9 protein-coding genes and 1 tRNA gene are annotated in these 9,322 nt (G+C 61.0%); 3 read left to right on the top strand and 7 right to left on the bottom strand.

Annotated features, from left to right (window positions below):
* Positions 1-647, bottom strand: a 647-nt coding sequence (locus AACZ55_RS14075) for an AMP-binding protein (RefSeq protein WP_339647111.1), incomplete at its 3' end; no start/stop codon positions are given.
* A gap of 179 nt (positions 648-826) precedes the next feature.
* On the opposite strand from AACZ55_RS14075, the gene AACZ55_RS14070 reads away from it, so the two are divergent.
* On the top strand, positions 827-1,399 hold the full coding sequence (locus tag AACZ55_RS14070) for a hypothetical protein (protein WP_339647108.1): 573 nt from the start codon (positions 827-829) through the stop codon (positions 1,397-1,399).
* Here the strand turns inward: AACZ55_RS14070 and AACZ55_RS14065 are convergent.
* From AACZ55_RS14065 to msrA, 4 genes are all read right to left on the bottom strand, one after another.
* On the bottom strand, positions 1,396-2,700 hold the full coding sequence (locus AACZ55_RS14065) for a polysaccharide biosynthesis C-terminal domain-containing protein (protein WP_339647105.1): 1,305 nt from the start codon (positions 2,698-2,700) through the stop codon (positions 1,396-1,398). The genes AACZ55_RS14070 and AACZ55_RS14065 overlap by 4 nt on opposite strands.
* Positions 2,701-2,720: 20 nt before the next feature.
* A complete protein-coding gene (locus AACZ55_RS14060) occupies positions 2,721-3,887 on the bottom strand; it encodes a GNAT family N-acetyltransferase (protein WP_339647102.1) in 1,167 nt (388 codons plus the stop codon).
* Positions 3,888-4,072: 185 nt separating this feature from the next.
* Positions 4,073-4,148, bottom strand: a tRNA-Lys gene (locus AACZ55_RS14055).
* Between the two features lie 97 nt (positions 4,149-4,245).
* Positions 4,246-4,860, bottom strand: coding sequence for a peptide-methionine (S)-S-oxide reductase MsrA (gene msrA, locus AACZ55_RS14050; RefSeq protein ID WP_338610040.1), 615 nt, complete (start codon positions 4,858-4,860; stop codon positions 4,246-4,248).
* Positions 4,861-5,022: 162 nt separating this feature from the next.
* Between msrA and AACZ55_RS14045 the strand changes: the two genes are divergently transcribed.
* Positions 5,023-5,886, top strand: coding sequence for a leucyl/phenylalanyl-tRNA--protein transferase (locus AACZ55_RS14045; RefSeq protein WP_339647099.1), 864 nt, complete (start codon positions 5,023-5,025; stop codon positions 5,884-5,886).
* Between the two features lies 1 nt (position 5,887).
* On the opposite strand, the gene AACZ55_RS14040 is transcribed toward AACZ55_RS14045, so the two are convergent.
* Together AACZ55_RS14040 and AACZ55_RS14035 are read right to left on the bottom strand one after the other, a co-directional pair.
* Positions 5,888-6,880 (bottom strand): endonuclease/exonuclease/phosphatase family protein, encoded by a 993-nt coding sequence (locus tag AACZ55_RS14040; RefSeq protein ID WP_339647096.1) that lies wholly within the window; start codon positions 6,878-6,880, stop codon positions 5,888-5,890.
* Between the two features lie 98 nt (positions 6,881-6,978).
* Positions 6,979-8,532 (bottom strand): 2-isopropylmalate synthase, encoded by a 1,554-nt coding sequence (locus AACZ55_RS14035; RefSeq protein ID WP_339647093.1) that lies wholly within the window; start codon positions 8,530-8,532, stop codon positions 6,979-6,981.
* 575 nt (positions 8,533-9,107) lie between these two features.
* Between AACZ55_RS14035 and AACZ55_RS14030 the strand changes: the two genes are divergently transcribed.
* Positions 9,108-9,287 carry a hypothetical protein gene (locus AACZ55_RS14030; RefSeq protein WP_339647091.1) on the top strand — a complete coding sequence of 60 codons (180 nt, stop codon included), beginning with the start codon at positions 9,108-9,110 and terminating at the stop codon, positions 9,285-9,287.
* Positions 9,288-9,322: the final 35 nt, after the last annotated feature.

The following is a 9,322-nucleotide window of genomic DNA, read 5'->3' as shown; positions in this document are numbered from 1 at the left end:
AGAACCTTTTCCACGCCGGGGCAATCGGCCATGGCCGTGTCGACATTGACCTTGAGCGGCACCTTCTTGCCACCGCGGCAGCCCTCGTCGGCGGTGATGATGACGCGGGAATCGCAGTCGTTGACCCGTCCGGCCAGCGCGTCGGGGGAGAACCCGCCAAACACCACGGAATGCACAGCGCCGATCCGCGCGCAGGCCAGCATGGCATAGGCCGCCTCGGGGATCATCGGCATGTAGATGGTCACCCGCTCGCCCTTTTGAACGCCGAGCTGTTTGAGAACATTGGCAAACCGGCACACCTCCTCGTGCAGCTCACGATAGGTGATATGGCGCGCATCCGCCTTGGGGTCGTCGGGCTCGAAAATGATCGCGACCGTGTCCCCGCGCTCAGCGAGATGCCGGTCGATACAATTGGCAGCAACATTGAGCTGGCCATCCTCGAACCATTTGATCGAGATGTCGGGCCATTCAAAGCTTGTGTTCTTGACCTTGGTGAAGGGTTTGATCCAATCGATGCGCAGTGCGTGCTCGCCCCAGAACCCGTCGGGGTCCGAAACCGAACGCTGATACATCCGGTCATACTGCTCAGCGGTGACGCTGGTTTTCGCGACAACCTCTTCCGACGGCGCAAACACTTCTGAACTCATGACCATTCCTCCGCTTTATAGCTTGTTGCCTCTGTCTTAACCCGCCGATTCAGCCAACTGCAAGGCGGGGCTGGACGCCAAATCGCGCAAGTTTCGATATGATCGATTTTGCCCCGTGTCCCGCAAACCCTTTTTTAGCGGACATACCGCTAGTCTGGGCCGCAAACCGGGGAAAGACCATGACCGACGCACAGATGACCGCGCGGGCGGCGACCCATGCCGACATCGCCGATGTCCATCGCGAGCTGATGGATTTGATCGACTCCATGCCCTATTACGGCGAACGCTTCAAAGCGTTCGAAAAAGCGCGGTTCAACCGCACCTTCCTGCGGACCCTGCTCGAAGTCGATCCCTGGCACATCCTGCTGCTCGAAATGGACGGCAAGACCGGAGGGTTCCTGATATCCGGCCCGGCCAACGGAACGATCTTCCAGTTTTGGTCGGCGATCTATCCCGATTATCGCGGCACCCCGCTGGGCCGGTTTGGCATGGAGGCCTTCATTTCCCATTGGGACAATTCACGCTTCCACAAGGCCTCGACCTATACCCGCCCCGACAACCGCCCGGCTCTGGTCCTGCTCAAGCGCTATGGCTATGCCCAGGTCGCTCACCTCGAAGATCACATCTTCGGCGAGGATTATTTCGTCATGGAACGCAAGTTCACCAAGGTAACCGAGGGCTATGACGACGGCATTTCCCTGCCGCTGGCCACCCGCCTAAAGCTCAAGGCGCGGGCGTTGCTGGACCGCTAGGCCGCAACGGCCCGGAAGCGCCCGAAGATCGAGACATCGATCTTTGCCCGGTAAAGCGCCGTCGCCCACAGCGACACCGACCACAGCGAAATCGCGATGAACGCCGATATCGCCGCGCCCATCAGCCCGTAGGGCGGCACCAGCGTCAAATTGCCCACAATCAGCGCCACAAGGCCAAGCCCGACCGAGGGCAGGCTGGCCCATGGCCGGTCATGCATCGAAAGCACCAGCGAGGCCGGCCCGAACGCTGCTCTGACCACCAGCCCGAGGCACAATATGGCCACCGGCAGCGCCCCATCGGCAAACTCGTCGCCGAACAGCATCAGCGCGTAGCGCCCGACCAGCAAAACGCCAACAAACAGCGCCAGCGCCAGCCCCGTCGCCACCAGATTGGCCTCTCCCACCCGTTTCCCGAAGGCACCGCGATCGGCATCACGCTCAGCGTCGAACATATTGGGCAGCGTCAACGCATAGACCGCAACCACTCCGAACGAGGCCAGTGCGAAAATCCGCGTACTGACCCCGAAAATGGCCAGATCGGTGCGATCGAGCAGCCCGGCCAGCAGGATCAGATTGATGTCGAAAAAATAGTCCGAAGCGAGCGTAATGAGCACCCAGGGCGTCGCAAAGCGCCACCAGCGCCGAGGCTCGCTTTGACGTAGAGCATCATCGCGCGGCACCGCCACCACGGCTCGCCTCACCCAGATGCTCTGGAACCCGAACAGGACCAGAAGCGCCCCTGCCAGCACCCACAGCATGAGGCCAAGATCGGCAACCGGGCTCATCAGCGCCACGGCACCGAATGCGCCGAGCGTGAGCGCCGGCCTGAAAATCATGTCTGGCAGATAGCCCGTCATGGGGTGCTTGAGCCCCACCAGCGTCGTGGTGCTGATATAGGTAATGGCCGTCGCAATCCCGATCAGCGCCGTCTGCACCCAGATCGGGCGCAGATGCGCACCCGCCTCGCCCAGAACGAACGTCAGCGGCCAGCCCAGTGCCAGAATGGCCACGCCCATCAACGCCATCTGGATATAGGCCCGGCCTACGAATCGCCGCAGATGGTTGCCCTCACCGCGCGAGCCGTACTCCGCGGAAAAATAGGTCGAGACGGTCTGGAAACCCAGCGGCAGCATAACCGCGATCAGATTGGCCGCCGCAATAACCAGCAGGAAGTCGCCAAGCGATTGCGCGCCCCAAACACGGGAAATGGCCGCCTGCACAAGAAAGATGAACCCCGCGCCAAAAATGCGCAGGGCAAAAATCATCACCGATTTCGAGGCAAGCCTTCCGGCTATCGACATTCGTGGACTTTCCCTTGGCCTTAGGCCCGCGCGCCGCGCCTGAGCCGTTTCTGCATTTCAAGCCGAGCCGTCAGCACCGCATCGCGCCCGCGCGTCAGCATCTCGCGGCCCTTGTACGCCGCTGTACCCGCCGCAAAGGCCGGCCAGTGCGAGGCAAAATTCATTGTCGGCGGCAAGGGGCTGATATGGCCCGCATCGCCCACCATCCCGCTCTTGAACTGATGCAGACCGGCAAAGCCATCGGTGCCGCCCAGATCGTATAGCCTGGCTTTGGTATTGTCGCGCAACCACCCGATGATGTGCCAGTGCAGCAGATAACCGGCGCGCAAATCCAGCGCGGCGTCATCGGTTGCGCCGTACAGATAGCATGCCGTCGTCCCGGCGGTAAAAATTGCCGCCCCAGCGATTGTCTTGTCCCCTTGCGAGACAAAAAACAGCTCGGGCCGCGCCGTCCCGTCCGGCATGGCCATCAGCCCCTCGAGTGTATCGATGCCTGAGTAATCGGGGAACAGCTTGCGCTCGCTCATCGCCCGATAGAGCGTCATGAACCGGCCGATATCGCCGGGCGCTCCTGTTTCGAACGCGAGCCCGGCCTTCATGGCCTTGCGCAGATTGTAGCGCCATTTCTGACTGAACGCAGCCAGCCGTGCCGTATCGTCGAGCGAAACGTCGACCACGTACCGCATGGGGTATTTCACGCCAACACCGGGTTTGAACCCGCGTGCCGCAAGCATTGCGGCCATGCCGTTGACCTCGCCGGCCTCGGCATGGGACATGATCGAAACCATCATGGAGCGCCTCGAGGCGTATTCGGCCACGAGCGTATCGATCATACGCTCCATGACCACGTCACGGTCCGGCCCCTCGCTCTGCGCAAGAAAAGGCCCCCACTTGATCAGCGCCACTGTGGCCACGCCCAGCGGCAGCCGCTGCAACATCACCAGGGCGCCGCCCAGTACTTTATCGGCCTCGGAAAACAGGACAGGCTCCAGATCGACCCCCGGCCAGCGCAGACTGGCATAGGCAAAAAGCTGCTCCTGGCAGACGCCGTCAAATGTCGAGACGAGCCGGTCCCACTCTCCACCGGGCAAAACACGATGCTCCAGCAGCGTCCCGTTCCTCTTCGAAACGCCCGCTGTGACAGGGGCAAGGGTGGTCATCGTTGGCGAATGGCTGGTCAAGGACATTGGCGTCACCGGGTCAGTTCAATTTGACCCAACCCTAACGGCCAGCCCCTATGGAATGCTTTCCGCAAAGCCAATAAAGCCCCTCAATTGCCAAACTGGTAAACCAGAACTTTAGGCATTGAATCAAAGGCTTACAGAACCGATCGAGGATCGGCTCGCAAGACTTCGTCATTATTTGAGGATTTTGGTGGGTGTACAAGGATTCGAACCTTGGACCCGCTGATTAAGAGTCAGCTGCTCTACCAACTGAGCTATACACCCGATCCATCGGGCAGCGCGTCTCCGCACCGCCAGAGTGGCGCCTCTCTAGCAAACGCCATTCACGCTGTCCACCCAATTCAATGCTTTTTCGCGATGCCTAAGAGAAAGGGTTCTCGCTGGTTCCCAGAAAGGCCTGATCGCCCCAAAGCTCGCGGATCACCACATCGCGCCCGCACCCGATCCGATAGCGCTCATAATGGGCGGCGTTGGTCTTATAGAAATCCTGGTGCTCGGGCCCTGCCGGATAGAACGTGGCTGCCGGCTTGATCTCGGTGACGATGGTATAGCCGCTCGATTCGGCAATGGCGGCCTTGCTGGCTTCGGCAATGGCAGCCTGCTCATCGTTGAGCGCAAAAATCGCCGGCTTATACATCGGTCCCTTGTCGCAGAACTGACCGGCGGCATCGGTGGGGTCGGTCGTGTGCCAATAGACCGTCAGAAGCTCTTCATAGCTGACCACCTCAGGATCGAAAGTGATCTCGACGCTTTCGTAATGGCCGGTATCGCCACCATAGGCGACCTGATTGTAGGTGGGATTTTCCACATGGCCACCGGCAAAGCCCGACACGGCTTCGGAGACGCCTTCGACCTTTTCGAAATTGGATTCCACGCTCCAGAAGCACCCGCCGGCGAAAAGCGCCGTATCGGCCAGTGCGGGAGTGGCGGCAAACGCGCTCGCGGCGGCCGCCAAAGCAATAAATCTGCGATGCATGCTGCACCTCCTCGTTTTCGTCAGTTGGAACGCCCACACCTTCAACCGCAAGTCAAAGCCGCGTGAACATGCGGGTTTCTTCGTATTTTAAGCAATTACGGTAAGCGCCCGGCAATGGTTTCAGCCTATGGTCCGCCCAGTTCTCCCCCGGAGCCTTTCCAAATGAACAGCCTTCCCCAACCCGGCCCTTCCCGGCAAGGCAATTACAGCCTTGGCCGTTTGGCACTTGCCACGGCGTACTGGCTCAAGCCCCAGCGCGTGCAGCATTTTCCGGGGCTGGTGGCTGGTCTCGTCGGCGACAGGCTGTTGCGTCCCGCCCCGGTTCCCGATGCCTCGCGCATCCGCAAATCCCCGCCCGGATTTGCAGGACTTGCCGATGATCTGTCGACACCTGTGGTTCTCCAGGCCATGGCGCGCGGCTTTTATCCGCAGGGCCATTGGGGGGCCATGAAATGGTGGTCGCCACCCGAACGCGCCGTCATGGATCTTGCCTCGGTTCACATCGCCAAGCGGTTCCGCCGCACCATGCGTGGCTCGGACATGCAGGTGGCGTTCGATACCGATTTTGCCGGCGTGATCGATGGCTGCGCCGCGCCGCGCGATCCATCGCGCCCGCACCTCACCTGGATCACCCCGAAGGCCCGCGCGCTCTATATGGGGCTTCATGGCGAAGGACATGCCCATTCGGTGGAAATTTTCGACGCCGACGACAAACTGGTGGGCGGCCTGTTCGGCGTGACCGTCGGCCCGGTCTTTTCCGCGCTGTCGATGTTCCATACTGCCGACAACGCATCCAAATTCGCCATCGTGAGCCTCTATCATCACCTCGCCGACGCCGGGTTCACGGCAGTCGATCATCAGATCATGTCGCCATGGGTCCAGGCGCTCGGCGGCACCGTCCTCGCGCGTGCCGATTATGCGGCGCTCCTCGCCCGCCCGTCCGGGTCGCAGGCCGCACCGGGACGCTGGAGTGTAAAATTCTCCCTCGCCGATACCGCGGGCTGGTCCCCCGAATCCGCGGCCTGATCTATTCGGCCACGATTGCCAGTTTCGCGATCAGTCCCAGATGGTTCGACCCCAGGGGGTCGGACAGCGCCTCGATATCCTCGATGATGATCGGCGCGCGCGAAAACATGTGATCGATCGGGATGCCCAATGGCCCCAATTCGGTCGGCCAGGTCGCGTTGTAACGGGGGGGCGGCAAAAGCGCGGCCCCATGCACCAGATCATCGATCGCATCTGCCCAGGGGGCGGAGTTGAAATCCCATGCCAGAACCAGCGGCCCCTCGATTGCCGCCAATTGCCGCGTCAGGCGCCGCGCTTCGAACAGTCCCGCATCGTCGAAATAGGGCTTGGTCAGGTGCGCGGCGACCAGCGTCAGCGCTTCGCCGCCAATCTCGGTTTGTGCGACGATCATCCGGTTGGGATGGGTATTGCCCAGCGAGCGGATTTCGGCGTTCTCCAACGGCAATTTCGAGAGCATGAGCAGATCGCAGGGGCCGCCCTGCTCGCAACCGACACGATAGGGATAGACCGCTTCGAGTTGCTCGAAATGCTGCCGCAGCCGCCCCGCCTCCATGATAAAGGCAAAATCGGCCCCCGACCCGGCGATATAATCTGCCAGCTCCTCGTGGCGGTCGTTGGAGTTAAGCACGTTAAAGCTCAAAAGCGTGAATTGGGCCGCGCGCTCGAGCCCCGCCAGAGCCCCCCGCCCCTCATACTGGTCAGCCACGCGCCACATCACATGCCCGCCGGCAAACACCGCCATGGCGACCACCAGCCCGGCCCGCCACCGCGCCCTGGCCAGCGCAAGCAAAAGGGCGAGACCCAAAAGGGCCACCCCCATATGCAGTTGCAGCGATTGCAGCAATGATTGGCCGGGCAGACCGAGATCGACCTGCGCCAGCACCAGAACACCTGCCGCAACCAGCCCAAAGCCGGTGAGCACGCCACGAATCTCGGCCCCGATTGCCACTATATGGTCGCCCCCCGGAGCGATTTCAGGATCAGTCGAACCCACTTATTCGGTTCGAAAGCGCGACAAAACGATGACGAGGAGGAATTTCGCGGGTCCCCAAACCGCAAATCCTCCTCATGCCTCATCGCAGGCGGTAAAGATCAGCCGGCCAGCGCGCCCTGCGCCGGTGCGCCGCGTTCGACCAGCAGCCGGTTGTACGCATTGAGATAGGCACGGGCCGAGGCCACCAGCGTATCGGGCTCGGTCGCATTGCCCGAGGCGATGCGACCGTTCATTTCAAGCCGCACATGCGCGTTGGCCTGCGCGTCCGTGCCGCCCGTCACGCCATCGACGGCGTAGAGCACCAGATGCGGCTGGGCATTCACCGCTGCCTTGATCGCCGAAAAGATCGCATCGACCGATCCGGTGCCATCCAGCGACACGTCCACCGGTGCCCCATCCACGGCCACCTTGAGTTCGCACCGATGCACACCCCCGGTCTTGGAGGTCACGCTCATGTCCACCAGCTTGATACGGTCGGCGCCCGAGCCCATTTCGTCGTCGACCAACGCGATGATGTCGTCGTCATAGACATGCTTTTTGCGGTCGGCCAGATCCTTGAAGCGCTGAAACGCTTCCTGGAACTGGTTGTCGGCCAGTTCGTACCCCAGATCTTTGAGCTTTTCCTTGAAGGCGTGGCGGCCCGAATGCTTGCCCATCACCAGCGAGGTCGATTTGATCCCCACGCTTTCCGGGGTCATGATTTCGTAGGTCGAGGCGTTCTTGAGCATGCCGTCCTGATGGATGCCGCTCTCATGGGCGAAGGCATTTTTGCCCACGATGGCCTTGTTGTACTGGACCGGGAAATTGGCCGCCGCCGACACCGTCCGCGAAGCGCGCGAGAGATGGGTCGTTTCGATTTCCGTGTGATAGGGCAAGGCATCGGCGCGCGTGCGCAGCGCCATCACCACCTCTTCGAGCGCCGCGTTACCTGCGCGTTCCCCGATCCCGTTGATCGTGCACTCCACCTGTCGCGCTCCGGCCCGCACGCCGGCCAGCGAATTGGCCACCGCCATGCCCAGATCGTTGTGGCAATGGGTGGAAAAGATCGCCTTGTCCGCATTGGGCACCATTTCGATCAGATCGTGGATCAGCCGGTAATAATCTTCCGGCGTCGAATATCCGACAGTGTCGGGGATATTGATCGTCGTCGCGCCGGCGTTGATCGCCGCTTCGGTGCAACGGGCGAGAAATTCGATGGGCGTGCGGGTTGCGTCCATTCCCGACCATTCAACGTCGTCGATCAGATTGCGGGCCTGCGCCACCGTCTTGATGACGATTTCGAGCACCTCGTCCTCGGATTTTTTCATCTGATGAGCCAGATGGATGGGCGACGTGGAGACAAAGGTATGAATGCGCCCGCGCTTGGCAAACCGCACCGCCTCCCCGGCACGGTCGATATCGGCGGGAATGGCGCGGGCCAGACCGCAGATCACCGAATTCCTGGCGCGCTTGGCAATTGTCGATACGGCCTCGAAATCGCCATTCGAGGCGATGGGAAACCCCGCCTCGATAATGTCGACGCCCATCGTGTCGAGAATGTCGGCAATCTGGAGTTTTTCTTCCAGCGTCATTGTGGCGCCGGGGCTCTGCTCTCCGTCGCGCAACGTGGTGTCGAAAATATAGACGCGGTCGGTATTGGCTTGGCTGGTCATCTTGTTCTTCCTTGATCGGCCACCTGCGCGGTCTGGCTTTGCATTTGCAGCAGGTTATGGCCGGACATTGATGTTCGGCGTTATGGCAAAATCCCCTGACGACCCGTCTGCGCAAAAGGCAGACCGCCGGTTACCAGGGGCTGATAAGGAGAAGTAGGAGGGCAGCGGAAAGCAGCAGCGCCGAACCCATAAGGATACGGGCCTGCAAGGCTTTTTGCCTGCTGGCGGCTATGGCGATTGCGCGGTTTTCACTGCGGCGCATCGGTACGGCCTTGCCCTTTTTGATAAATCGACATGGCCACAATGGTCCAATTGAGCGCCAAGCGCAAGACTTCGTGCAACAATAAAAGCGCTTTAGAGCGTATCCAGCAAAACCATGTCCTCGACGCGATCGGGGATGGAACCGGCTTTGCGGTTCGGACACGCGACAAAACAAGGGCTTGGAGCCAAGGATTTGAGCCGATCAAATCCCGAACGGCTCTAGAGGGCAACTTTGGTCGGATCTTCCCGCAGGCGGGCGCTGGCCCATGGCCCAAGCGCTGTTACACTCAGGGCGGGACAAGGGAGATTCGGTTATGGTCGTCACGCCCCTGGCAAGGCGCCTGGTCTTGATGCTCACCAGCTTCGCTCTCGTATTCGCGCTGATCTGGGCAGGCATGATGACCTATGCCCACGGCCTCGAAACCCGCATCGCACGCGACTGGATGGACCTCGTCGAGCGCTGCCGCACGGCAATAGAGCGCGTCTTGATCTGATTGAATCGGTTTGGGATTCCCAAATCGATTTTGAT

This window comes from uncultured Pelagibacterium sp. (assembly GCF_963972885.1).
GTDB classification, from domain to species: Bacteria; Pseudomonadota; Alphaproteobacteria; order Rhizobiales; family Devosiaceae; genus Pelagibacterium; species Pelagibacterium nitratireducens.
This window is presented reverse-complemented; position numbering and strand designations above follow the sequence as displayed.

What these genes read in the sequence shown, in the direction of transcription:
- AACZ55_RS14070 (WP_339647108.1), top strand. Translation starts at nt 827, where the DNA reads ATGACCGACGCACAGATGACCGCGCGGGCGGCGACCCATGCCGACATC.
- AACZ55_RS14065 (WP_339647105.1), bottom strand. Translation starts at nt 2,700, where the DNA reads ATGTCGATAGCCGGAAGGCTTGCCTCGAAATCGGTGATGATTTTTGCC.
- AACZ55_RS14060 (WP_339647102.1), bottom strand. Translation starts at nt 3,887, where the DNA reads ATGTCCTTGACCAGCCATTCGCCAACGATGACCACCCTTGCCCCTGTC.
- msrA (WP_338610040.1), bottom strand. Translation starts at nt 4,860, where the DNA reads ATGCATCGCAGATTTATTGCTTTGGCGGCCGCCGCGAGCGCGTTTGCC.
- AACZ55_RS14045 (WP_339647099.1), top strand. Translation starts at nt 5,023, where the DNA reads ATGAACAGCCTTCCCCAACCCGGCCCTTCCCGGCAAGGCAATTACAGC.
- AACZ55_RS14035 (WP_339647093.1), bottom strand. Translation starts at nt 8,532, where the DNA reads ATGACCAGCCAAGCCAATACCGACCGCGTCTATATTTTCGACACCACG.
- AACZ55_RS14030 (WP_339647091.1), top strand. Translation starts at nt 9,108, where the DNA reads ATGGTCGTCACGCCCCTGGCAAGGCGCCTGGTCTTGATGCTCACCAGC.